The organism is Paenirhodobacter sp., assembly GCF_047600745.1.
In the GTDB taxonomy this organism is placed as follows: Bacteria; Pseudomonadota; Alphaproteobacteria; order Rhodobacterales; family Rhodobacteraceae; genus Rhodobacter.
On sequence record NZ_JASGKI010000002.1, the window covers coordinates 46,379 to 70,317 of the forward strand.

Annotated in this window: 18 protein-coding genes and 1 pseudogene; 10 read left to right on the top strand and 9 right to left on the bottom strand. The window is 65.2% G+C overall.

Annotation, left to right across the window (positions count from 1 at the left end):
• Positions 1-22: 22 nt before the first annotated feature.
• The 10 genes from QM789_RS04685 (at position 23) to QM789_RS04730 (ending at position 12,988) form a co-directional block, all read left to right on the top strand.
• Entirely contained in the window at positions 23-1,432 is a 1,410-nt protein-coding gene (locus tag QM789_RS04685; RefSeq protein ID WP_420350809.1) for an NtaA/DmoA family FMN-dependent monooxygenase, read from the top strand.
• 1 nt (position 1,433) lies between these two features.
• The gene (locus QM789_RS04690) at positions 1,434-2,666 is read left to right on the top strand and encodes an acyl-CoA dehydrogenase family protein (protein WP_420350810.1); all 1,233 of its coding nucleotides are present in this window, start codon (positions 1,434-1,436) and stop codon (positions 2,664-2,666) included.
• Between the two features lie 7 nt (positions 2,667-2,673).
• The gene (locus QM789_RS04695) at positions 2,674-4,077 is read left to right on the top strand and encodes an LLM class flavin-dependent oxidoreductase (protein ID WP_420350811.1); all 1,404 of its coding nucleotides are present in this window, start codon (positions 2,674-2,676) and stop codon (positions 4,075-4,077) included.
• Positions 4,074-5,198 carry an LLM class flavin-dependent oxidoreductase gene (locus tag QM789_RS04700; protein ID WP_420350812.1) on the top strand — a complete coding sequence of 375 codons (1,125 nt, stop codon included), beginning with the start codon at positions 4,074-4,076 and terminating at the stop codon, positions 5,196-5,198. Before QM789_RS04695 ends, QM789_RS04700 begins: the two co-directional genes overlap by 4 nt.
• A gap of 14 nt (positions 5,199-5,212) precedes the next feature.
• Complete coding sequence (locus tag QM789_RS04705) at positions 5,213-6,460, top strand: acyl-CoA dehydrogenase family protein (protein ID WP_420350813.1); 1,248 nt, start codon at positions 5,213-5,215, stop codon at positions 6,458-6,460.
• A 2-nt stretch (positions 6,461-6,462) separates the two neighbouring features.
• The gene (locus tag QM789_RS04710; RefSeq protein WP_420350814.1) at positions 6,463-7,665 is read left to right on the top strand and encodes a GNAT family N-acetyltransferase; all 1,203 of its coding nucleotides are present in this window, start codon (positions 6,463-6,465) and stop codon (positions 7,663-7,665) included.
• A 122-nt stretch (positions 7,666-7,787) separates the two neighbouring features.
• Entirely contained in the window at positions 7,788-9,530 is a 1,743-nt protein-coding gene (locus tag QM789_RS04715) for an ABC transporter substrate-binding protein (protein WP_420350815.1), read from the top strand.
• Positions 9,527-11,089: a dipeptide ABC transporter ATP-binding protein gene (locus QM789_RS04720; protein ID WP_420350816.1), complete on the top strand. Its 1,563-nt coding sequence runs from the start codon at positions 9,527-9,529 to the stop codon at positions 11,087-11,089. Before QM789_RS04715 ends, QM789_RS04720 begins: the two co-directional genes overlap by 4 nt.
• Complete coding sequence (locus QM789_RS04725) at positions 11,082-11,987, top strand: ABC transporter permease (RefSeq protein ID WP_420350817.1); 906 nt, start codon at positions 11,082-11,084, stop codon at positions 11,985-11,987. Before QM789_RS04720 ends, QM789_RS04725 begins: the two co-directional genes overlap by 8 nt.
• Positions 11,984-12,988 carry an ABC transporter permease gene (locus QM789_RS04730; protein ID WP_420350818.1) on the top strand — a complete coding sequence of 335 codons (1,005 nt, stop codon included), beginning with the start codon at positions 11,984-11,986 and terminating at the stop codon, positions 12,986-12,988. Before QM789_RS04725 ends, QM789_RS04730 begins: the two co-directional genes overlap by 4 nt.
• Before the next feature lie 739 nt (positions 12,989-13,727).
• On the opposite strand, the gene QM789_RS04735 is transcribed toward QM789_RS04730, so the two are convergent.
• The 9 genes and pseudogenes from QM789_RS04735 to QM789_RS04775 form a co-directional block, all read right to left on the bottom strand.
• The gene (locus QM789_RS04735; RefSeq protein ID WP_420350819.1) at positions 13,728-15,614 is read right to left on the bottom strand and encodes a family 2A encapsulin nanocompartment cargo protein cysteine desulfurase; all 1,887 of its coding nucleotides are present in this window, start codon (positions 15,612-15,614) and stop codon (positions 13,728-13,730) included.
• Positions 15,589-16,518, bottom strand: a complete 930-nt coding sequence (locus QM789_RS04740; protein ID WP_420350820.1) for a family 2A encapsulin nanocompartment shell protein — start codon at positions 16,516-16,518, stop codon at positions 15,589-15,591. Before QM789_RS04740 ends, QM789_RS04735 begins: the two co-directional genes overlap by 26 nt.
• A gap of 56 nt (positions 16,519-16,574) precedes the next feature.
• Positions 16,575-17,537, bottom strand: a complete 963-nt coding sequence (epsC, locus tag QM789_RS04745; protein WP_420350821.1) for a serine O-acetyltransferase EpsC — start codon at positions 17,535-17,537, stop codon at positions 16,575-16,577.
• A gap of 47 nt (positions 17,538-17,584) precedes the next feature.
• Entirely contained in the window at positions 17,585-18,028 is a 444-nt protein-coding gene (locus QM789_RS04750) for a rhodanese-like domain-containing protein (protein WP_420350822.1), read from the bottom strand.
• 635 nt (positions 18,029-18,663) lie between these two features.
• The gene (locus QM789_RS04755; RefSeq protein ID WP_420350823.1) at positions 18,664-19,683 is read right to left on the bottom strand and encodes an LLM class flavin-dependent oxidoreductase; all 1,020 of its coding nucleotides are present in this window, start codon (positions 19,681-19,683) and stop codon (positions 18,664-18,666) included.
• Between the two features lie 343 nt (positions 19,684-20,026).
• Positions 20,027-20,974 carry an ABC transporter substrate-binding protein gene (locus QM789_RS04760; protein ID WP_420350824.1) on the bottom strand — a complete coding sequence of 316 codons (948 nt, stop codon included), beginning with the start codon at positions 20,972-20,974 and terminating at the stop codon, positions 20,027-20,029.
• 54 nt (positions 20,975-21,028) lie between these two features.
• Positions 21,029-21,955: an ABC transporter substrate-binding protein gene (locus QM789_RS04765; RefSeq protein ID WP_420350825.1), complete on the bottom strand. Its 927-nt coding sequence runs from the start codon at positions 21,953-21,955 to the stop codon at positions 21,029-21,031.
• A 109-nt stretch (positions 21,956-22,064) separates the two neighbouring features.
• Positions 22,065-22,832: an amino acid ABC transporter ATP-binding protein gene (locus tag QM789_RS04770; protein WP_420351147.1), complete on the bottom strand. Its 768-nt coding sequence runs from the start codon at positions 22,830-22,832 to the stop codon at positions 22,065-22,067.
• A gap of 162 nt (positions 22,833-22,994) precedes the next feature.
• Positions 22,995-23,834: pseudogene (locus QM789_RS04775) on the bottom strand (amino acid ABC transporter permease); the annotation flags it as partial.
• Between the last annotated feature and the right edge of the window lie 105 nt (positions 23,835-23,939).

A 23,939-nucleotide genomic window follows, 5' to 3' on the forward strand; every position in this document is an offset into this window, starting at 1 on the left:
TCCTGTGACCCGAGAAAACATCATGACGGACTCCGCCCCGCGCGCGCCTTTCCTGCTCAACGCTTTCACCATGAACGCCGTCAACCATGTTTCCTATGGCCTGTGGCGCCATCCCGAAGATCAGCACCACCGCCACACCGATCTTGACTACTGGCAGGAGATCGGCCGGCTTCTGGACGGATCGGGTTTTGACAACCTGTTCATCGCGGATGCGCTCGGCCTGCTGGATACCTATGGCGGCAATGCCGCCGCCTCGCTGGCGCATGGGGTGCAATCGCCACTGACGGACCCGCTGCTGATCGCCTCCGGGATTGCTGCGGTGACGGAACGCCTGGGTATCACCGTCACGGTTTCGACCACCTACGAACATCCCTGGCTGCTGGCACGGAAGTTCACCACGCTCGATCACGCCACGGAGGGGCGGATCGGCTGGAACGTGGTCACCTCGCAACTGGAAAGTGCGGCGCGCAATCTCGGCCTCGGCACCCAACTCGACCACGACACCCGGTATGAGCGGGCGGACGAGTTCATGGAGGTCGTCTACAAACTGTGGCTGGCATCCTGGGAAGACGACGCCGTGCTGCGCGACAAGGGCAGCCCCGCGCATCCCGACGGTCTGTTCACCGACCCCGAGAAGGTGCATCCGATTGATCACAGCGGGCGCTTCTTCACGGTGCCCGGCCCCTTCATCAGCGAGCCCAGCCCGCAGCGCGTGCCGGTTCTGATGCAGGCTGGCGGATCGCCCCGGGGCACGGCCTTCGCGGCGCGCCATGCCGAGGCAGTCTTTGTCGTGGGGGCGGATGACGCGGCGCTCCGGCGCAACATCACCCGCCTGCGCGATCTGGCCGAAGCCGAGGGGCGTGCCCGGAACGCGGTGCAGGCGATCACCTCGATCGTGGTGGTGACGGCGCAGACCGATGCCGAGGCCGAAGCGAAACTTGCCGATTATCAAAGCCATTTCGATTTCGATGCGGCGGTGATCCACTATGCGGCCTCGACCAATATCGACTTTTCGGCTTACGGGCCGGAAACGCCGATCCGTTACCTCGACACGCAGTCGAGCCAGGGTCTGCTAGGCATGTTCTCGCGCGAGGAAACCGGGCGGGACTGGACCCTGCGCGATGCGCTGGCGCCGGCCTCGGGGTTCGGGCGCTCGCGGCTGTTCGTTGGATCGGGCGCGCGGGTGGCGCGCGAACTGGACGCCTGGGCCGCAGCGACGGGCCTCGACGGGTTCAATGTTCTCCATGTCATCAGCCCCGGAAGCTGGGCGGATTTCATCACCCATGTCATCCCCGAACTGCGCGCCCTGGGCCGGATCCGCCCGGACGCGGGCGCCACGCTGCGCGAGCGGATTACCAGCACCGGGCCGCTGCCCGCGCCGGATCACCCGTCCCACCGGCTTGCCCGCGCGAAGATCAAGGAAAGTGTCTGAGATGAAAGATCTGATGGTTCAACGCTACTCCGACCGGCTGGAAAACTGGCTTGCCCAGGCGGATGCTGTCGTAGCGAAACTGGAAAAAACTGCCGTTGCCCGCGATGCTGCCGGTGCCGATCCGGTTGCGGAAATCGACCTGCTGCGCCGCGCAGGGCTGCTGACCATCGCGATCCCGGAGCGGTTCGGCGGTGGCGGCGCAACGCCATCAGAAATCCTGCGCGTGATCCGGCGCATCGCAGAGGCGGATACCTCCGTCGCGCAGATCCTGTCCTATCACCTGTTCGGAACCCGGATCGGGCTCGATGGCAGCAACACGGCGCTGCGGGACAAGCGGCTGGATGGCTTCCTGAACCGCGGCTGGTTTCATGCTGGCATCGCGCAGGCGGCCTATCCGCCCCTGCTTGCGGCGCGAAACGACGGTGACGGCTTCGAGATCACCGGCGCGAAACCCTTCACCTCGGGCGCGGCAGTGGCCGATACCTTGCAGGTCTGGGTGCGTTTTGCACCCGGCACGACGGTCGATGCTGTCGACGTGTCGGGCTGGCTGGGCCAGTTCATCGTTGACAATCCGGCGCCCGGCCTGAGCTTCGGCGGAGATTGGGACGCGATCGGCCAGCGCCAGACGGTCAGCGGCTCGGCAAAGCTGGAGAATGTGCGCGTCGGTCGGGATGATCTTGTCGGCTGGTATCCGGAAGACCGGCGTCATCCGCCCCATATCACCGTTCACGTTCCGATCCTGCATATCGCCTTTGCGGAACTATATGTGGGGACGGCGAAAGATGCCCTGCGGGCGGCGCGTGACTATATCGGGGCACATGGCCGGCCCTGGGTGACATCCGGTTACGATCGCGCCGGGGATGACCCGCTGATCATCGAGCGTTTCGGGCGCTTGTCCGCACGTCTGGCGGCCGCCGAGGCCCTGGCGGATGCGGCGGGCCGTCTGGCCGACCGGACCGAGGCACAGGGGCCTGCACTGACCGAAGACGGTCGCGGAGAGGTTGCCATCCTGGCCTATCAGGCGAAGATCACCGCGCATGAAGCCGCGCTGGAGGTCACCTCGCAGATCTTCGAGTTGATGGGCGCGCGCTCAGCGACGCGCCGTTTCGGCTTCGACCGGTTCTGGCGCAACGTCCGGACCCACACGCTGCATGACCCGATCCATTACAAGCTGCTCGAAGTCGGAGACTGGGCGCTGAACGACCGTTTTCCGACCCCCGACTATTACCGCTGAGGCGACCATGACGAAAAAACCTCTTATCCTCAATGGCTTTGCCATGACCGTTCCGGGGCATGTCTCGGCCGGGGTCTGGCGTCACCCGTCGGATCGTTCGCATGAGTATACGAAACTGTCCTATTGGACGGGGCTCGCGCGGCTGCTCGACGAAGGCGGGTTCGACAATCTGTTCATCGCCGATGCTCTCGGGCCGCTCGATGTGTTCGGCGGCACGCCGGATGCCGCGCTGCGCACCGCCGCGCAACAGCCGCTGAACGATCCGACGGTACTTGTCGCCGCGATGGCCGGGGTGACGAAACGCCTCGGCTTTGGGGTGACGGTCTCGACGACCTATGAACAACCCTATGCGCTTGCACGCAAATTCTCGACGCTCGACCACCTGAGCAAGGGGCGCGTGGCGTGGAATGTCGTGACCTCGGTTCTCGAATCCGCAGCGCGGAACCTGGGCCTTGGCCAACAGATCGACCATGATACACGCTATGATCGTGCACAGGAATTCATGGAGGTGTGCTACAAACTCTGGGAAGGGTCTTGGGAAGATGGCGCGCTGATCCGGGATCGCGCGGCCGGGCTCTACACCGATCCGGGGAAGGTCCATCCGATCAACCATGCGGGGCGCTTCTTCACGGTGCCGGACGCCCATCTCAGCGCCCCGTCGCCGCAGCGCACGCCGCTGATCTTTCAGGCAGGCACCTCGCCGCGCGGGCGCGAATTCGCCGCGCGCAATGCGGAAGTCGTCTTTCTGGGCGGCACCAACCCGGCGCAGATCCGTGCCTCAGTCGAGGATATTCGGGCGCGGGCGGTGGCCCACGGACGGCGGCCGGACGGGATCAGGTTCATCACAGCGATCGTCGCCATACCGGGCGCGACCGAAGCCGAAGCCCGGGCGAAATACGACGATTATCTCGGCCATACCTCGGTCGAGGCGGCACTGGCGCTGTTTTCGGCCTGGACCGGAGTCGACTGGGCACAATACGATCTCGACCAGCCGCTCGAATATATCGAAACCAATGCCGGGCGGTCCGCCCTGCGCGGCCTGACCGCGAAAGATGCCGGGCGACGTTGGACGGTGCGTGACATCGCCGAATATATCGGCATCGGCGGCATCCATCCGAAACTCGTCGGGACCGGCGCGCAGATCGCGGATCAGCTTGAGACGCTGGCGGAAGAAGCCGGCGTCGACGGGTTCAACGTCGCCTATGCCGTCAGCCCCGGGTCGTTCGAGGATTTCATCCGCTTCGTCATCCCCGAATTGCGCGCGCGCGGACGGCTCACCGAAGAAGGTGTCGGGCGCACCCTGCGCGGGCGGCTTCTGGGCGCCGACCATCTGGCCGAAGACCACCCCGGCGCTGCCTTCCGGGCCCTGCGCGCTGGCCCATCGGTGCGCGATCAGAGGGTTTCGGCATGAGCGGCATCCACCTGCATTGGTATCTGCCGACCAACGGCGACAGTCGCGGTCTGACAGGTTCTGGCAATGACAGTCATCTCGTCGGCTATTCCGGTGGCTATCGGGCGCCCACGCTTTCCTATCTGGGCGAAGTGGCCCGCGCGGCCGAGGCGCAGGGGTTCGAGGCCGTCCTGACCCCGACCGGAACCTGGTGCGAAGACGCCTGGATCACCACCGCCGCGCTGAGCCGCGAAACGGGGCGGCTGAAATTCCTCGTCGCCTTCCGTCCGGGCCTGATCTCGCCGACGCTGGTCGCGCATCAAGCGGCGACGTTCCAGCGCATCAGTGGCGGGCGGTTGCTGCTGAACGTCGTCACCGGCGGCGACCGGTTCGAACAGGCGCGGTTCGGCGATCACCTCGACCATGACGCGCGCTATGCCCGCACCGGGGAGTTTCTGGAAATTCTGCGTGGTGTGACCTCCGGGCAGGAGTTCAGCTACGCCGGACAGCATTTCGACATCCGGGCGGCGCGGATCGACAGCGCCCCTCACGGGCTGCCACCGATCTTCTTTGGCGGAGCAAGCCCGGCGGCCGAGGCGGTTGCCGCAGCGCAGGCCGATGTCTATCTGACCTGGGGCCAGCCCCCCGCGGTCGAGGCCGAACGGATTGCCCGATTGCGCGCGCTTGCGGGGGCCCGGGCGTTGCGTTTCGGAATCAGGCTGCATGTGATTTCGCGCGACACCGAGGAGGAGGCCTGGGCTGTGGCGGATCGCCTGCTGTCATGGCTCACGCCGGAGGCGGTGCGCAATGCGCGGGATCTTCTGGGAAAATCCGAATCCGTGGCGCAGAGCCAGATGTCCGCCCTGCATGCCGGGCGGGCCGATCTTCCGACCCATGCACGCGAACTGGAGATCCACCCCGGGCTCTGGTCGGGGTATGGGCTGGTGCGGGGCGGGGCAGGCACGGCCCTGGTCGGCAGCCATGATCAGGTGGCCGATCTGATCGAAACCTACCACCGCATCGGCTTCGACCATTTCATCCTGTCCGGCCAGCCGCACCTGGAGGAGGCCTGGCACTTTGGCGAAGGCGCGGCTGCACGTCTGCGCGCGCGTGGCGTCCTCGCCGCGCCGTCCCATCCCTGAACAAGGAAATCACCATGTCTCTTGATCCGCCGATCCGCCCTGATGCCGACCTGTATGCAGGCATCCCGGAGGCAGAGTTCGCGACCTGGAAGGCCCGTGCGCGCGACGTGGCACGAGACCTTGCGCGAACCATCGTGGCCCGTGATCGCGCCAATGCGGACCCGCATGCGGAAATCGACCTCTTGCGCAAGGCTGGGCTGCTGGGGCTCGCCGCGCCGCGCTCACTGGGCGGTGCGGGGGCGAGCCTGCTTCAGGCGATGGAGATCGTGCGGATCATCGCCGAGGCGGACGGTTCCATCGGGCAGCTCATCGCCTACCATTATTCGAACGGCGTCTGGACCTGGATTCTGGGCACCGAGACGCAATGGGCCGAAACGATCCGCCATGTCGCGCAGGATGGCTGGTTTCAGGGGGGCGTGTCCAATCCCCGCGACCAGTGGTCCGAAATCGAGACCGAGGGTTCGCGGCGCTTCATCTCCGGCCGACGCACCTTTGCAACCGGCACGGCGATTTCGCAGATCATCACCGTCAGCCTGTGGCATGACGGCCAGCGGGTGCATTATCAGATCCCCACCGATCGTGCCGGGATCAGCTTCGGCGACGATTGGGACAATCTTGGCCAAAGGCTGACCGCATCCGGGTCGGTGACGTTCGATCATGTCGAACTGCTCGCCCAAGAGCGGCTGTCCGGTCTGGACAGCTGGCCCGGCGACGTGGCGCAACGTGATGGCCTGCGACCGCTGTTCAGCCAGATCATCTTCGCGCATTTCTACCTTGGGATCGCGGAAGGTGCACTGAAGGCAGCGGAGGCCTACACCCGCAACGAGGGCCGTCCCTGGCCGGAGTCCGGCGTCGCTTCGGCGCTCGATGATCCCTACAATCTGGCGATCCTTGGCCGCCTGTCCGCTCATGTGGAAGGCGGAATTGCCCTTGCCGACCGCGCGACCGAAACATTTCAGCGCGCCCTGTTTGCGGGGGCCGATCTGAGCGCGGAGGACTGGGGGCGCCTTGCCGTGCTGGTGGATCAGGCGAAAGTGGTGGCGAATGATGTTGTCCTTGAGGTGACGGGGAAAATCTTCGAGGTCACCGGTGGCCGCTCGACGGCGAACAAATGGGGTCTTGACCACTTCTGGCGTAACGCCCGGACGCATACCGTACATGACCCGGTTTCCTATCGGGCGCGCGAGATCGGCCAGGCCCGGCTGAGCCAGACCTGGCCGAAGCCCCGCGTCTATACCGAGCCGCCCAAAGCCAGAAAATGATCATGGTTTCCGATCTGGACATCCGGCCTTTGCGGACGGCCGAGCAGAAGGCGGAGGGTTTTTCTCTCTTTCGTTCGGCGATGCTCGGCCTGCCGGATTTCGACGCCCTTGAGCCGGGTTTCGCAACGCGATTTCTGGCCGAGGGGGTTGGTTACGGCGCCTATGATGGCGACAATCTCATTGCAGCCGTGAACGGGTATGGCTCGGAAATCGCCGTTCCGGGGGGCAACTGGGTCCGGCATCTGGGTGTGACGCATGTCGGCGTCGCGCCCGAGGCGACCCGTCGCGGCATCGCGCGGCGGATGATCGTTCATCAACTGCGCGCCGCACTCCGGGATGGCTATGTCGTTGCCGGTCTGCGCGCCTCGGATGCACGGATCTACGGCCGATATGGGTATGGGGTCGGATCATGGTCCGTCAGGCAGGAACTGGATCTGAAGGCTGCGCGTCTGCTTCTGCCATCAGCAATAGCCCGCCGGGTATCCCCGGACGATTTTGCGCTGTTTCGCGCGATTGTCACGCGGGCTCCGGCGTCGCGTCCGGCGCAGCTGCAACGCTGGGACGGATGGTGGGCGGTACAGGAATTCCGGCTGCGCCACGCGACAACGCCCCATCACGCCGTGGTGTTCGGGGCGCCCGGAGAGGAACGCGGCCTGCTGCGTTTCCATGTCGAGCCCGTCGCCAACTGGTTCACGGCCTCGAACCGCAGTGTCATCATCGACGATCTGGTTGCACATGATGCCGAGGCATGGCGGGCGTTGATCGGCCACCTGTTCAGCCAGGATATCCTGCATCGTTCGGTATTTCCGTCTCGTCCCGTCGACGACCCGCTCGGCCTGTTGCTGGACAATCCGCGCGCTGTTTCCATTTCCGAATGGCGGGATGAGAGCTGGCTCCGCATTCTGGATCTGCGCCGGCTTCTGGATGCGCTACCGTTCGAGCAAGAGGCCACTTTGGCCATTCGAGATTCGATATTTCCAGAAAACGACGGGATCTGGCGGATCGGCAGAAGATCAGAGAAAACCACAGCAGCGCCAGAAGCCGAGATTTCCATAGCATATTTCGCTTCCCTCGCATTCGGCGCGGTGTCTGTTTCCGATTTTCGACAGGTCGGCAGAATCCGTGTTCACACAGAGGATATCGGCCGAAGGCTCGAAAAAATGTTTACTGTCGGAGCAAAACCCCACGCCGGAATCTCCTTCTAAAGCCGTTCATTTGACCATCAGGATATTCCATCTGAGTGGTCAAAATGGAAAGGTTCATCCAATTGCAATATCCTGCCTTCTCCTTATCATGAAGGATGACTTTTGAGAGTTGGAGCTGAATCTTGGCCTTTTCCGCATATCTTACTGCAATCGCATCGGTCACGACCGTTTCTGTCATGCCTGTTATGGCCGAGACGATCCCTCGCGGCGGCGATCTGCGGATCGCCTCGCTGAATGCGGATCTGGATGCGTTTGATCCGATCTCGGGCTACAGCACGGATTCATGGGAGATATTGCGTGCCGTTACCAGGCAACTGGTCACCTACAAAGGCGCGCCCTCCGAAATCAAGGACGATACTGCCCTGGTTCCGGATCTGGCGACCTCGTGGGATGTTTCGCCTGACGGAAAGACCTACACATTTCACCTGCGAAAGGGTGTGAAATATTCCGGGCCGACGGATCGCGAAATCAAGGCAGGGGATTTCGTTTATGCGATCAAGCGATTTTGCGACCCCAACAAACAGGTCGCCGCAATCAACTATTTCAATCTGGCATTTTCCGGATTCAGGGAATATTGCGAAGCCTTTTCCAAGGTATCTCCCGGAGACCTGAAAAGCGTCAAGGATTTTATCGACGCCAACAATATCGTTGGAGTTTCCGCTCCGGATGATTATACACTTGTCTTGACGTCTGACACGAAGAATTATGACTTCCTCAGTATCCTGTCGATGAATTTCGTGACTCCATTGCCCGAAGAGGTCAGCAGTAAATACTTCCCGGATTCATTGGAGTTTCGCAAGAATTTCCCATCGAGCGGGCCCTATTATGTGGAAAAATACGCACAGGGGCAGGAGTTGGTGCTGAAACGCTCCCCACATTTCGACCCGGCACTGGATCCCGTGCGCGGTGCTTATGCCGACAGTATCACCGTCGATTTTACCGCCAATAACGAAGACACCATTGTGCAAAAGATCGCGACCGGCGAAGCAGATCTCTCGCTGTATCTGGAGGTGCCGCCGCGCGCCACCATCGCGAAATATCTCAAGGCGAAGGATCCGAACCTTCACGCTTCAAACTCCGGCGCCGCAAATTTCATCACCTTCAACGCCCGACCGGAGGCCACTTCGCCCGGGGCGACAGCCTTGCGCGACATCCGCGTCCGGCAGGCACTGACCTATGCGGTCAATCGTGCCAATATCGTGCAGACTCAGGGTGGACCGATCGCGGCCACGCCGCTGACACAGATTATCACCTCGACCATCCTGGGGTATGAGGCGTTCGACCCCTACCCGACGCCGGATTTCCAGGGCAATCCGGAAAAGGCCAAGGCCCTGTTGGCGGAGGCCGGATATCCGAACGGCATAGCTTTCGACGCGCCCTATCGCAGCACGGCGCAATTCGAGGCAATTGCCCTGACGGTGAAGGAGGATGTGGCCAGGGCGGGGATCACGCTCAATCTGATCCCGATCCCGCCGACGCAATGGTATGCCTATATTCAGGATCCGACGAGCCGCTGGGACATTTCGCTCGGCAGCCAGTTTGCACCGGACTGGCAGGGGCCGAGCACGCGGATGCTGCTGGGCGGTTGGCTGAATTCGGACGCCTCGCCTTGCGGCACCGGGAACATGTTCTCAATCTGCTATTCCAATTCCGAACTGAACAGGTTGGCGGCAGAAGCTTTCGCATCCGATCATCCCGGCCCGATCTGGACCAAGGCGGATCAACTCGTATCGACCGATCTGGCGTGGATTCCCCTGATTGAGAAACGCAAGATCGCCCTGACCTCCGATCGTGTGACGAACTGGACCTGGTCATCCCTTGCGGTGCAGGCGGATATCACCAATCTTGCCCTTAAAGCCCGATGACGACAGTGCTCGACATTCGCAACCTGTCCGTCGAAATCAGCGGACAGGTGCTCGTTGATCGGATCTCTTTCGACCTTGGACAAGGGGAAACCCTCGCGCTCGTCGGGGAATCCGGATCAGGAAAAAGCCTGTCCCTGCTTGCCGCGACCGGAATCGCGCCACGCGGCGCCCGGGTGACGGGGGAGGTGGTTTTCGAAGGGCGCAACCTGTTGGAGCGCCCTGCCGAAGATCTCCGGGCGATCCGTGGGGCGCGGATCGGCTATGTCTTTCAAGACCCGCAAAGCAATCTGCACCCCTACAAGACGATTTTCACCCAGATCGCCGAGGCCATTTGCGCGCATCAGCGGCGCCTGTCGCGTCGCACGCTCCGGGACCGCGTAACAGCCTTGCTGCGGGATGTCGGCATCCGCGATCCCGAACGGCGGATGCACGACCTTCCCCGGCAGTTTTCCGGCGGAATGCGGCAACGGGTGATGATTGCGATGGCGCTCGCGTTAGAGCCGGTGCTGCTGATTGCCGACGAGCCGACGACGGCGCTCGACGTAACCGTTCAGGCGCAGATCCTCGCATTGCTGCGGGATCTACAGCGGCGGCGCGGATTGTCCGTTCTGTTCGTCAGTCACGATCTGGCCGTGGTGTCTGACATCGCCGATCGGATCGCGGTGATGCAGGCGGGCCGGATCGTCGAACAGGGGGCGACGGGTGCCCTTATGCGGAATCCTGCGCATCCCTATTCGCGTCGATTGCTCGGTGCGGCCAGTCTGGCCCATGCCGCGCCGGGGGCTGTGGCCGCGCCATCCCGCCCCGCACTGCTGCGGGCGGAAAACATTCAGCGCCGTTTCGGCGCGCAAACGGTGCTGGAGGGCGTTCATCTTCAGGTCGGCACCGGCGAGATCGTTGCTCTGGTCGGCGAGAGCGGCTCTGGCAAGACGACTCTCGGCCGGATCGTCGCCGGGCTCGACCAGGCCGATGGAGGCGTGCTGCGGTTCGACGGTACGCCGCTAAGCGTTCCGTTCGGGCGCCAGCAACGGCGCAACATTCAGGTCGTGTTTCAAGACCCCTACGCCAGCCTCAACCCGCATCGCCGGATCGGTGCAATTCTGGAGGAACCGCTGCGCCGGTTCGGCTCGCCCCTGCGCGTCGCGGAGCTTCTCGAAGCCGTCAGCCTGCCGCCGGAGATGGCCCATCGCCTGCCCGGGCAACTGTCCGGCGGACAGCGGCAACGTGTTGCTATCGCGCGCGCCATCGCCCCGGGTCCAAAGCTGATCGTCGCTGACGAGCCGGTTTCCGCGCTCGACATCACGACGCAGGTGGAGGTTCTGGACCTTCTGGCGCGGTTGCGGCGTGACACCGGATTGTCGCTCCTGCTGATCACGCATGACCTTGGGGCTGTCGCGCGGTATTGCGACCGCGTGGCGGTTCTGTGCAAAGGCCGACTGGTGGAACAGGGGCCGGTTGCGCGCGTTTTTGCGACCCCTGCGCATGAATATACCCGCGCGCTTTTGGATGCGATCCCGGGGCAGCAGTTGCGGGCGCAGGTGGAGGTTCTGCATGCCTGATCTTGCCCTTCGCCGAGCATTCCTCGGCCGCGCCCGCCGCAATCCGGCCCTGTTCTGGGGTGCTGTCTTGGGCGGGGGCGTCCTGCTTGCCGGACTGGCGGCTCCTCTTGTGGCGGCGATGATCGGGCACAATCCAATACAACAGTTCCGCACCACCGGCCTTGACGTGATGGGGCTACCTGTCGGCCCGGGCAGGGAATTCTGGCTTGGCACGGACGGGTTCGGCCGCGATGTGCTGGTGCGGGTGCTCTATGGCACGCGGGCTTCGCTCTTGATCGGCATTCCGGCGACGACGCTGGCGCTGTTGCTCGGAACCTTCATCGGGATTTGCGCGGGCTGGTCGCGGGGCTGGACGGATCGGCTGCTCGGCCGCTTCATGGATGTGGTTCTGGCATTCCCCTTCATCCTGACGGCACTGGCTCTCGCCACCCTGAACCGCGGCGCCGATGGCACTCCGACCCTGCGCCCCGAAGCCCTCGTCATCGTCGTGATCGCATTATTTGCATGGATCTGGTTCGCGCGGCTGGTGCGCGGGATCGTACGAGTGCTGCGTGATGGGCCGCTCGTCGAGGCGGCGCAGGTATCCGGCGCAACGCCGCGGGAAATCCTGCAACGCGAGATCCTGCCGATCCTCGCGCCAAAGCTGGTGGTATTCTGGGCCGTTCAGCTACCCGCCAATATCGTCGCGGAGGCAACCCTGTCGTTTCTTGGCGTCGGCATCGCCGCGCCCGTGCCCAGTCTGGGCAACATGATCGCCGAGGCGCAGCGGTCCGGCCTTTACCAGACCCAGCCCTGGCTGCTGATCGGGCCGGGGCTCGCGCTGTTTCTGGCCGTCCTCGGTGCCAACCTGCTCGCGGCGGGGCTGCGCAGCCTGCTCGACCCGGCGGAACGGAGATGACGATGCTTTCCCGGCTTTTGCGGATCGTTGCGCAGGGAGTCACCGCGCTGCTCATCCTGCTGATAGCGTGCTTTGCGCTGACCCGTCTGGCCTATCGGAACCCGGCAGCGATGCTGGCCCCACTCAATGCGACGCAGGAGAGTATCGACGCGATCACCCGGGCATTGCGGCTCGACGATCCATGGTATCTTCAGCTGTGGTACTACCTCTATCGCGGGCCGGCTGTGCAGGGGGCGCCGATGGGGCTGTTCAACTGGCCGCCGGGGCTTGGCTATTCCTTCCGCAGGCAGGCCCCCGTGACCGACCTGATCATCGAGCGGATTCCCGCAACGCTGTCGCTTGTTGCCGGGGCTGCGGTGATCTGGCTGGCGCTTTCGATCCTTTGCGGAGTCTGGGCCGCGCGGCATCAAGGGCGCTGGCAGGATCGCCTGAGCGGCGCGCTCGCCTGTATTACCATGTCGGTGCCCGTGCTGCTGTCCGGCATCCTGTTATCCTATGTGTTCTTCTACCAGCTGACCGAGGCCGGCTGGCCGATCTTTCCATCGTCGGGCTATGTTCCTCTGCGCGAAAACCCCCTTGAATGGGCCCGTCACCTCGCTCTGCCATGGTTCGCGCTGGCGCTTGCCGAGGTTGGCATGTTTCAGCGCGTGGTGCGCGGCGCGGTTCTGGACGTCGCGACGCAGGACTATATTCGCACCGCCCGCGCCAAGGGTCTGCGCGAGCGCCGGATCTGGTTCGACCATGCCCTGAGTGCAGCGCTCAACCCCGTGATGACGCTCGGCGCGCTGGAGATCGGGACACTGCTGGGCGGCGCGATCGTGACGGAAACCATTTTCGGCATTGACGGGTTGGGGCGACTGGCGCTCTCCGCCGCGCTCACCGGGGACTTTCCCGTTGTCATCGGCACGACCGTGATCGCGGGCCTGGCGATCATCCTGTCGACCGGGATCGGCGATCTGATCATCGGCTGGCGGGAGCGGACCGGGCAAGCGACGGAGTGATCCCGCATCAGATAGCCATCGCCCTGCCCCATGGCGTCCGGTCGGTTTACGCGTCACGACGGCTGCCAGATCCTCGGTCAGGCCCGCCGGATCCCCGAACCCGACCGACAGCCGGAAGAACCCCATCGCCCGCAACTGCCGACCGGCCTGGCGATTGTTGGTCATCGCGCTGCTCGGGCTGATGGCTGGCGGCTCTGGGGCCGGGGACTGTTGCTCGCCCGGGCGGTGCTGCTGCCCGGGGCGCGGCAGCGGCGAGGCGAGACGCCCTCAATGATATCAGGGGAAACCGATAGTATATGTCAAACTCGGAACACTAGGTCATTTAGAGATGCCCGATCCGGGGAGCCTTCCGAAATCATCAATGGCTCGAATAGCCCGATCGTCTCGCCTTCAACGCGAAGCATCATGCTAGCCTATATTCTAGCCGACTCCATTTCCGGTTTTCATCAGGTGAATAGCGACAAAGTATCACATGGTTGCGCGAAATCACACCCCCTCGGCATCCGGATATCTGGCCGGTTATGGAAAGAACCGCCGCGCTGGATGACTGGATGTGAAGCGCGGAAGGTCTCTTTGCAGGAAACGGGGTATCCGCAACCTTCAGGCCGACCGCTTGCGAGGGTGCACGGGGCCACCGCCCATGCCGCCGGGGGTGGCGTGCACGATCCTGTCGGCGCCCCGGACCAGAGCGCGCTCAGGCGGAAACCCTCCGCCATGGCGCTGCGTCAGGCGACGACGGTCATCTGCGCGCCAGGCGACGGATCACCGCAATGAAACGGTCCACCTCTTCGCAGGTGTTATAGAAGGCGAGCGAGGGGCGCACCGTCGTCTCCACTCCCATACGTCGCAGGATCGGCTGGGCACAATGGTGCCCGGTGCGCACCGCGATGCCCTCGGCATTCAGCGCGCGTCCCACTTCGTCGGTCGAATATCCATCGAGTACGAAAGATAGCACACTTGCCTTTTCCCGGGCGGTGCCGACGATGCGGACGCCCTTGATCGGGCGCAGATGCGTGGTCGCATAGTCGAGAAGCCCGTGTTCATAGCGGCCGATATTCTCGATGCCCCAATGTTCGACATATTCCAGCGCAGCGCCAAGCCCCACGGCATCGGCGATATTACCTGTGCCCGCCTCGAATTTATTTGGCGGCGGCTGAAACAGGGTACGCTCGAAGGTGACATCGGCGATCATGTTGCCGCCACCCTGCCAAGGGGGCATGTCCTCAAGCAGTTCCCTGCGCCCCCAGACGGCGCCGATCCCGGTCGGGCCAAAAATCTTGTGGCCGGAAAATACAAGGAAATCCGCGCCAAGATCCTGAACGTTCACCCGCATGTGGCTGACCGACTGCGCGCCATCCACCAGCGCAAGCGAACCATTGCGATGGGCAAGCGCGACGATCTCCTTCACCGGAACCACAGTGCCAAGTGCGTTCGACACCTGCGTGACCGAGACCAGCTTTACCCTCGGCCCCAGCAGACGCTGGTATTCCGACAAGATGACCTGACCATCGTCATCGACGGGGATCACCTTGATCTTCGCGCCGGTCTTCAGGGCGAGTTGCTGCCAGGGCACGATATTGGCGTGATGTTCCAGATGCGAGACGATGATCTCGTCCCCCTCGCCGATATTCTTTGCCCCCCATGTGCTGGCGATCAGGTTGATGCCTTCAGTCGTGCCACGCACGAAAATCACTTCGTCCGCCGACGGCGCACCAATAAAACGACGCACAGTTTCGCGCGCCTTTTCATAGGCATCCGTCGCGCGGGCGGCAAGTTCGTGCGCCGCGCGGTGGATGTTCGAGTTCTCGTGTTCGTAGAAATAAGAGAGCCGCTCGATCACCTGACGCGGTTTGTGGGTGGTCGCGGCATTGTCGAACCAGACGAGCGGGCGGCCATTCACCCGTTCCTGAAGGATCGGGAAATCGCGGCGCACGGCATGAACGTCGAAGGCGGGATGCCCGGTGTTGCGGTGTGGCGCCTCGGTCTGCTTCGGGGCCGCGAAATAATAGGCGCCTTCGGGGGCCCCCGCAGAGGGCGCAGCCGCAGGGGACAGCAGCGCCTTCAGATCGGCCGCCCCCGGCAGGCCGAAACTCTGCGCACTGAGCAGATCCTCTTTCGGGACGGTATCGGCGGACGTGCGCGGCGTGTGATCCGCCGCATCGTCGAGGAAGTAGAACGGGGCCGTGGTCGCCGGATGCGCGCGCGGGCTGACCTGCGGCACGCCAAGCGCGTGGCCGCCGAAGCGCCCGTTGATTGCGGGCGGCACGATGGTCGCGTGATCCGGCACACCGTTCACCGCAGCCGATTTCGGCACCAGCGCCGGACCCGAGGCGAGGCCCGCCGCCAGATCCTGCGGCGTGGTCGGCACGATATTGGCCCCGGGCGCAAGACTGCCGGGCAACGCCGGTCCGTTGGCCAGCGGACCGGGGGAGAAGCCCGCGGGCGTAGGATCGCGCGGCACCGGATTTGCCGGGAAACCACCGCCCGGTTGCCCGGCCGTTCCCGGCAGGGCTGCAAAGAACTGCGACGCCAGTTGCGTCAGCGTGCCGACATCCGGAAACCCGGCGGGCGGAACGGCATCCGGCAGAGCCGGGACCGGGTTACTTGTAGGTGTCGGCATAGTCATGGAACTTTCCGATCTCCACTTCGTCCAGGACCGCCAGCGCATCGGGCGACTGCACCACCAGGCTGCAATAGAGGCTGATCAGATAAGAGGCGATGGCCGCCCGGTTGATCCCCATGAAGCGCACCGACAGGCCGGGGCTCTGTTCTCCCGCAAGGCCGGGCTGATACAGGCCGACGACGCCCTGCCGCTTGTCGCCCACGCGCAAAAGCAGGATCTTGGTCTTGCCATCCACCACCGGCACCTTGTCCGAAGGGATCAGCGGCAGCCCGCGCCAGGTGAGGAACTGCGAGCCGAACAGCGATACCGTCGGCGGCGGTACGCCGCGGCGCGTCGCCTCGCGACCGAAGGCCGCGATGGCATCCGGATGGGTCAGGAAGAAGGCGGGCTCTTTCCACACCTTCGCGATCAGCAGATCGAGATCGTCGGGCGTCGGTGCCCCGGTCAGCGGGAACAGCACCTGATCGGGATGGACATTGGCGAGCAACCCGTAATCGGGATTGTTAATCAACTGGCCTTCCTGGGTTTCCTTGATCGTCTCGATCGCCAGACGCAGTTGTTCCTTCACCTGATCGAAGGGGCTGGAATAAAGATCGGAAATCCGCGTGTGGACATCGACGATGGTCGAAACGCCATTCAGGAAGTATTCCCGCGGCGTTTCGTCATAATCGACGAAGGTCTGCGGCAGCGCGGATTCGTCTTCGCGCGCCGTGCAGGCGACCTGCACCTGATCGGCATTGCTGACCGTGTTGAGCCGGTAGATACCGGCCTCTACCGGCACCCATTGCAGCAGGTGGACCAGCCAGCGCGGGCTGATCGTCGGCAGGATGGGCGCCGTCTTGGTCGCATTGGCAAGCTGCCGGGCGGCGGTATCGCCGAGCGCGGCCTGGGGAGTCATGTCTGTCATGTATCGTGTTCCGACAGTTTGGGGGTGGATTGGGGAAGGCCGCGGGACGCGGCGGCTCAGGCGGTCCTTCGCTCCGCCGGTTGATCCGCAGAGCGCACGCGCGCCTGTGAAACGAGGGAATGGGGCGGCACGTCTTCGGTCACCCAGACACTGCCGCCGAGGACCGAGCCGCGCCCGATGGTCACGCGGCCCAGAACGGTCGCGCCGGAGTAGATCACCACGTCATCCTCGATGATCGGATGCCGGGGCAGACCCTTGAGCGCCTGCCCCTCCTGATCGACAGGAAAGCTCTTGGCCCCCAGCGTGACGGCCTGAAACAACTGCACCCTGTCACCGATGATCGCCGTCGCCCCGATCACGACGCCGGTGCCGTGGTCGATGAAGAATTCCTCGCCGATCGTCGCGCCCGGATGGATGTCGATGCCGGTGGTCCCATGCGCATGTTCGGACACAAGCCGCGCGATCAGCGGCAGGCCGAGCCGGTGCAGCCGGTGCGCGATGCGGTGATTGATCAGCGCATGGATGCCGGGATAGCACAGCAGCACCTCGTCCACGCTGCGCGCGGCCGGATCGGCCCGAAAGGCCGCCGTCACATCGGTATCGAGCAGCCGCCGGATTTCCGGCAACCCGGCCGCGAATTGGGCAACGAGGTCTTCGGCCATCGCAGGCGGCGGTGCGTCCGCAGGCGCATGACGGACGGCCCAGGCCAGTTCCAGCCGCACCTGCGAGACCAGCTCGCTCAGCGCGGAATCAAGCGTCAGCGCGATATAACGGTTCTCGTTCTCCTGCCGCAGGTCGGCGGGGCCAAGACGCATCGGGAACAGGGCACCGCGCAGCGCCTCGACGATCTGGCCGACCCGCTCGGGTGCGGGCAATTCGCGCGCACCGGGTTCCTGAATGCGGTGGTGCCTGTCGCGCCACTGACGGCGCAGCGAAGCCAGTTCCTGCACGATGGCGTCCAGCCTCCCGGCATCGAGCGCAGGGGCCGGGACGGCGTGGGGGTAGGTTTCAGAATTCATTCGATATGATCTCGTTTGCACCGCCAGGCCCGGGCCATTCCGGAGGCTCAATCCTGTTCCCAGGGCAGGCCGTGGAACCGCCAGCCATCGGCCTTGCCGCGCTGGCCCGTGGCGTCCTTTTCCCCCTCGAAGCCTTCGAGGACATTGAAGACGCGGGTGAACCCTGCCTTGCGCAGCGCCTCTGCCGCATGTGCGGACCGCTTGCCGCTGCGGCACAACAACAGGATCTGCGTGTCCTTCGCCAGCAGCGCCGCCACCTGCCGGACGAAATGCGGATTACGGTTCATCGCGGTGCCGGTCGCCCAGGCAACATGCAGGGATCCGGGCACGCGCCCGACAAAGGCGCGCTCTTCGATGGTGCGGACATCAAGCAGTGCCGCAACCCCGCGCGAGGCCAGATCCCACGCCTCGGCAGGCGTCACCTGTCCGATAATGTCCGCAGCCAGTCCACCACATTTCTTCGTGCCAAAGTTGTCAGTATATGCGTTCATGGCCGATCCCTCCTGATCTGCTGCGGGGGCCGTTCCGACCGCCCGGAACCGGGTGACAGCGCCATCCTGAATCCGTGTCCGATGACGGTCCAGCCCTTCCGGAGGGCACCGCGGAAAAGACAACAGCGCAACTGTCGCGCCCCTGAGGCATGGAAAATCTACCTCTGCACAGCCCCTTCGGCAGAACACCTTCGATGGTGAAACCGGATGTCAGCGCGAATCGTCGCGAAGGTGGGTACCGGCAACTCGTGTCGAAGCTATCGCGTGAGCCACGACCCACGCAGAAATCTCGTGGCCGGGGCGAGTGCTGGCGTGCAAGCCCCGGATATCGGGGGGCGCAGGGGCCGGGGCAGAAGGCGAGTGGAACGCGCGCAAGCATGGCGGTCCGCCGCGCGCCAGCGCCCGCAAACGGGTGACGAAACCCACCGCCTGCTGCGATGTATAGACCACCTCGGCCAGCTCCGCGCCGAGACGAACGCAGGCCTCGGACCGGCTGGCCTGCCATTGCACGGGGCTCCGCCACCCAGAAGCGGCTGTAGCCCACGTTAGTTCCCGCATCCGCGCCAGCACGCGCTTGGCGGGTTCGCCGTTGTCGCGGGGGGCTTGTCCAGAATTCCGATGCGATAGCTCGTGCGTCACGCCTCCGCCAGAGCGGGCGCCGCCAGCAATGCGCGCAGCCGCAGGCCATCACGCAGAATCTGGCGGTAGTCGTCGCCTCCGAATTCATAGGGCAGTTCCAGACGAAGCTCCTCGGCCTCCGCCAGCACGGGATCCGCGCGCAGGCGCTGTGCGATCTCCTCCACCGGGCCCACCAGGTCTGGCAGGTAGAGCGTGCGGCGCGGGGTCGCGGCGGGGGCCCGGGTGCGTTCATCGCGCGAGGCCGCGAAGGCGCGGTAACGCGCCGCCGTTTCCGCGCTGGCGCCATCCGTGGGCAGGATCACCCGGCCGACCGCCACGCGCGCCGGCGCCTCCCCCCGCCATCCGGCGCGGAAGAGCCGCACGAGGCGAAGCTGCGCGGTCAGGAAATCACCCGTCGTCTCGCCGGAGAGGATATTGCCGGTCAGCAGGTTGAACCCCGCCTGCGCCGCCCATTCGGCCGAGGAACCAGAGCCCGCGCCATACCAGAGCCGCCCGAGAAGCCCCGGCGAATGCGGCTGGACGCGCGGCACCTGTTTGCCCGCCGCATTGCCAGCGATCGCCTCCGGCACCAGCGGCAGGCCGGAAAGCGCCCGCCGCAGCCGCTCCGCCTGAACATAGCGCCCGCCGGGCGGGGGCGGCACGAACATCTCGCCCAGAACCTCGGCGAAGGGTGCGGTGCCGGTGCTGACGCCCACGTTCAGCCGCCCGCCGGACAGCGTATCGGCCAGCGCCAGATCCTCGGCCAGCCGGAACGGGTTTTCATAGTCAAGCTGGATCACCGCGCTACCCAACCCGATGCGGGAGGTGCGCTGCGAGGCGGCGGCGAGGAAGACCGCAGCCGAGGAGACCCCGCTTTCCAGATGCCGCTGCCGGACCCATGCGCTGTCATAGCCCAGTTCCTCGGCATAGGTGAAAACGCGCAGCGTTTCCTCAAGCCCCGCGGCGGGGGCGTCGGGCGCGAAGGAACCGGGGATCAGGAAGGCGAGGTGGCGGATGCCACGGAAAGGCGCGGTCATGCGGTTTCCTTCTGTTGCGGGTGGCGGGCAAAGATCCGCTCGGACTGCACGGCCTTGATTGCGGTCACGGCGGCAACCCTTCGGCAAGGGCCTTCTCGAAGGGGAGCGAGCGGTAGAACGCCGGATCGACGGAAGGGTCGAACAGCGTGGCGGCGATAGAGCGCGACCGCCTCCGGCTGACGGAACCCGGTGGTCAGAGCGGTAGCTGCGGTCGTATTCCACGGCCAGCCCCTCGAAGACGGCCCTCGGGAGAATCTGAGGAGGTTTCCCCTATAACGTCGGTCATCGGTCTGTTCCTTCGGGAGGTGCCGAGGATGGATTCCATGCGCGGCGGCCCCCAGCGTCAGTATTTCGGCAGGCCCGGCGGGTTGGTTTGGCTTTCCGGCAGCGCTTCCTCCGTCAGTTGCCAGCGTTCCAGCACGCGGGCATAGCTGCCATCCGCGATGGCGCCATTCAGCGCCTCCGTCACGGCCTCGGCGAGGCCCGAGCCCCTGCGCGTGGTCACCGCGACATCCGAGCGTTCCGGCCAGCCGGCGGAGAGCGTGCCCACGCGGCGAATGTCGCCATCCCGCGCGGCGATATAGACGAGCTGGGCATGCGGCTGGACGATCACATCCGCCCGCCCCGACCGCAGGGCAATGAGCCGCGTCGCCTCATCGTCGAAATACTGGAGTTCCACCGGCGCCAGCCCGGCCTCGCGGTTCAGCCTGTCCCAGTCCAGCAGGATGCGCTCCTGATTGGTGCCGGCGCCGACGATGATGCGCAGCCCGGCGATATCCTTTGGCTCCGCGATCCTCTCGATGCCCCGGTCCTTCAGCGTGAAGAACCCGTGCAGTCCCTGCCGGTAGGTGGAGAAATCGAACTTCTCCTTGCGCTCCTCCGTCACGCCGACATTGGAGATGACGGCATCGTATTTGCCCGAGGTGAGCCCAAGCGGCCAGTCCGCCCATGCCACGACAACCGTCTTCAGTTCCAGCCCGAGCGCGTCGGCGATCAGCCGGGCGATGTCCGGATCCGCGCCGACGACAGTCTTCGCGTCATTGGCATAGGTGGAGAGCGGCGGCCCGCCGCTCGCGGTATTGGCGATGGTGAAGAAGCCGGGATTGGCGAAGGCGTAGCCCGCCGGGATCTTCGCGATGGCGGCCGGGTTCCTCGCCGTGCGGATGAGGTCCGGCCTGTCCGGGGCGAGGTCGAACACATCGACGGCCAGCACCGAGTTGGCGGCAGCGATCAGGGCGAGGCCCGTCAGAAGGGAGAGCACGAGACGGCGGGCGGGAAGCGGGAAAGTCATGGCAGGGCTCCGGGAAAGGAGCCGGAGGCCGGGGAGCCTCCGGCGGAGAGGGCGTTACTTCGGCAGGCCCGGCGGGTTCACCCGGCTTTCGGTGATCGCCTCGGCGGAGAGGTTCCAGCGGTCCAGCGCCTTGCCGTAATTGCCATTAGCGATCTGGGCGTTCAGCGCGGCAGCGATGGCCGGAGCAAGGCCGGAGCCCTTCTTCAGCGTCACCGCGATCTCCGCCGTTTCCGGCCAACCGCCGGACAGCGTGCCGACATTGCGCCGCTTGCCCTCGCGCGCGGCCTTGAAGGCGGAGGTGGCGTTGGGGCCAAGATAGGCATCCAGCCGCCCGGAGGCCAGCGCCAGATCCTCCACCGCCTCGTCATCGAAATAGAGGATTTCGGTATCGGCCAGGCCCTTGGCCTTGTTTTCCTCGATCCAGCGCAGCAGGATCTGTTCCTGGTTGGTCCCCGCCACGACGGAGACCTTCAGCCCGGCGATGTCCTCCGCCTTTTCGATCTTCTGGATCGGGCTGTCCTTCGCGACATACCAGCCAATGAGGTCGGTGCGGTAGGTGGCGAAGTCGAACTTCTCCTTGCGTTCCTCCGTCACGGTGATGTTGTGGATCGCCGCGTCGTATTTGCCGGAGGTGACGCCAAGCGGCCAGTCCGCCCAGGCGACGGGGACGAGCTCCAGCTCCAGCCCGAGGCTGTCGGCCACCAGTTGCGCGATGTCGGGCTCGCCGCCGACGGGTGTCTTCGTGTCCGTGGCATAGACGGCGAAGGGCAGCCGGTTCGGCACCGAGGCGACGGTGAACTTGCCCGGGTTCACCCATTTGGTATCCGCGGGCAGCAGGTCGATGGCGGCCTGCACCTTCTCGGCCCGGATGCGGCCCGGCTGTTCGGGTGAAAGGTCCACCCCGGGTTCGGCGGCAAAGGCGGCAGGCCCGAGGAGAAGGGCGGCGGCTAGCAAGGCGCCACGGAAGGGATTGCAGGTCATGGGTCCGGTCCTTTCGGGAAGTCGGGGGTAAAGGGGCCGCCCCTCCCGCAACGGGGAGGAGGGAGGGGCGGAAAAGGCCCCGCTTCTGCGGGCGGGGCCGGGACGGGGTTCAGAGCGCGCGGCCCAGGAACTCCGCCGTACGAGGATGGCGCGGGTTGGCGAAGATCTGCGCGGGCGGGCCAGCCTCGATCACCCGGCCCCGGTCCATGAAGACGACCGTATCCGCCACCTCGCGCGCGAAGCCCATCTCATGCGTGACGATGATGAGCGTGACGCCGGAGCGGGCGAGTTCCCGGATCACCGCCAGCACCTCGCCCACCAGTTCGGGGTCGAGCGCAGAGGTGGGTTCGTCGAAGAGCAGCACCTTCGGCTTCAGCGCCAGCGTGCGGGCGATGGCCACGCGCTGCTGCTGCCCGCCCGAAAGCTGGCGGGGATAGGCGTCCGCCTTGTCCCCCAGCCCGACGCGGGCCAGAAGGTCGCGCGCCAGACGCTCGGCCTCCCGCTTCGGCAGGCCGCGCACCGCCACCGGCGCCGCAGTGATGTTTTCCAGAACGGTCAGATGCGGGAAGAGGTTGAAGCTCTGGAACACCATGCCGACATCGGCGCGGCGGGTGAGGATGTCCTTCTCCTTCAGTTCGTAGAGCGTGTCGCCCTCGCGCCGGTAGCCGATCAGCTCGCCGTCGATGGCGATGAAGCCCTCGTCCACCCGCTCCAGATGGTTGACGGAGCGCAGGAGCGTCGATTTGCCGGAACCCGACTGCCCGAGGATCGCGGTGACGGAGCCGGAGGGGAAGGTCAGCGTCACGCCGTCCAGCACCTTGTTCGCGCCATAGCTCTTGGAGACCTGCTCGACCGAGACCTCACCCCCTTTCGGCAGCGCCTCGGCCCAGCTTCCGTGGACGGGTAGCACCGGCGCCTGAGCCCGCACCGGCTCATGGCTGACCGGGCTGAGCAGCCCCACCCGTTCCAGCGCCAGCCGGTAAAGGTTCGGAGGCGGATTCCGAAGCGCTCCCCGGGCGAAGTGCCGCTCCACGAAATACTGGACGACGGAAAGGGCGGAAAGGATGACCAGATACCAGACCGTCGCCACCATCAGGAGCGGGATAACTTCGAGGTTGCGGCGGTAGATGATCTGGACCGTGTAGAAAAGCTCCGGGATCGCAAGGACATAGACCATGGAGGTGCCCTTGGCGAGGCCGATCACCTCGTTGAAGGCCGTGGGCAGGAAGGCCCGCATCGCCTGCGGCAGCACGATGCGGCGCGCCTGCAACCCCGTCGGGAGACCAAGCGCGGCCGCCGCCTCGTGCTGGCCCTGATCCACCGAGAGGATGCCGCCCCGGATCGCCTCGGCCGAGAAGGCGCCGAGGTTCAGCGTGAGCCCGATCACCGCGGCGGCGAAGGGGGTCAGGAACTGCGTGGTCGGGTGGCTCCAGAAGGTGATGGAGGTGAAGGGCACGCCGAGCGACACGGTTTCATAGAGATAGCCGAGGTTGTTCAGCAAAAGCAGCAGCACGATCAGCGGGATCGAGCGGAAGAGCCAGATGAACCCCCAGGCCACCGCCACCAGCAAAGGCGAGGAAGACACCCGCGCCAGCGCCAGCACGGTACCGAGCGCGAAGCCGAAGATCGAGCCGAGAAGCGTCAGCAGCAGCGTCCGCCCGAGGCCCACCAGCACCGGCTCCGAGAAGAACCATTCAGCGAAGACCGGCCAGCCCCAGCGGGGATTGCCCAGCACGGAGTTCAGCACCGCGACCAGCACGATGGCCCCGGCGATGGTGCCGAAGGTGCGGCCGTGGTTCTTCGCCGGAACGATGCGCAGGCCGTGGAAGCGGCTCTGCGGGCGGGGCGGGGCGGTGGAGGGGAAATCGGTGGATGTCATGGCCGCACCTCCCGGACCAGGGTCGGCGAAGCAACGGCCACGCGATGCAGGGACGCGACCGGCGCCGTGGATGCAGCAGGCACCCGGCGGGCGGAGGCCGAGAGG

What these genes read in the sequence shown, in the direction of transcription:
- QM789_RS04760 (WP_420350824.1), bottom strand. Translation starts at nt 20,974, where the DNA reads ATGACTTTCCCGCTTCCCGCCCGCCGTCTCGTGCTCTCCCTTCTGACG.
- QM789_RS04685 (WP_420350809.1), top strand. Translation starts at nt 23, where the DNA reads ATGACGGACTCCGCCCCGCGCGCGCCTTTCCTGCTCAACGCTTTCACC.
- QM789_RS04725 (WP_420350817.1), top strand. Translation starts at nt 11,082, where the DNA reads ATGCCTGATCTTGCCCTTCGCCGAGCATTCCTCGGCCGCGCCCGCCGC.
- QM789_RS04755 (WP_420350823.1), bottom strand. Translation starts at nt 19,683, where the DNA reads ATGACCGCGCCTTTCCGTGGCATCCGCCACCTCGCCTTCCTGATCCCC.
- QM789_RS04705 (WP_420350813.1), top strand. Translation starts at nt 5,213, where the DNA reads ATGTCTCTTGATCCGCCGATCCGCCCTGATGCCGACCTGTATGCAGGC.
- QM789_RS04735 (WP_420350819.1), bottom strand. Translation starts at nt 15,614, where the DNA reads ATGACTATGCCGACACCTACAAGTAACCCGGTCCCGGCTCTGCCGGAT.
- QM789_RS04700 (WP_420350812.1), top strand. Translation starts at nt 4,074, where the DNA reads ATGAGCGGCATCCACCTGCATTGGTATCTGCCGACCAACGGCGACAGT.
- QM789_RS04695 (WP_420350811.1), top strand. Translation starts at nt 2,674, where the DNA reads ATGACGAAAAAACCTCTTATCCTCAATGGCTTTGCCATGACCGTTCCG.
- QM789_RS04765 (WP_420350825.1), bottom strand. Translation starts at nt 21,955, where the DNA reads ATGACCTGCAATCCCTTCCGTGGCGCCTTGCTAGCCGCCGCCCTTCTC.
- epsC (WP_420350821.1), bottom strand. Translation starts at nt 17,537, where the DNA reads ATGAATTCTGAAACCTACCCCCACGCCGTCCCGGCCCCTGCGCTCGAT.
- QM789_RS04730 (WP_420350818.1), top strand. Translation starts at nt 11,984, where the DNA reads ATGACGATGCTTTCCCGGCTTTTGCGGATCGTTGCGCAGGGAGTCACC.
- QM789_RS04710 (WP_420350814.1), top strand. Translation starts at nt 6,463, where the DNA reads ATGGTTTCCGATCTGGACATCCGGCCTTTGCGGACGGCCGAGCAGAAG.
- QM789_RS04740 (WP_420350820.1), bottom strand. Translation starts at nt 16,518, where the DNA reads ATGACAGACATGACTCCCCAGGCCGCGCTCGGCGATACCGCCGCCCGG.
- QM789_RS04720 (WP_420350816.1), top strand. Translation starts at nt 9,527, where the DNA reads ATGACGACAGTGCTCGACATTCGCAACCTGTCCGTCGAAATCAGCGGA.
- QM789_RS04750 (WP_420350822.1), bottom strand. Translation starts at nt 18,028, where the DNA reads ATGAACGCATATACTGACAACTTTGGCACGAAGAAATGTGGTGGACTG.
- QM789_RS04690 (WP_420350810.1), top strand. Translation starts at nt 1,434, where the DNA reads ATGAAAGATCTGATGGTTCAACGCTACTCCGACCGGCTGGAAAACTGG.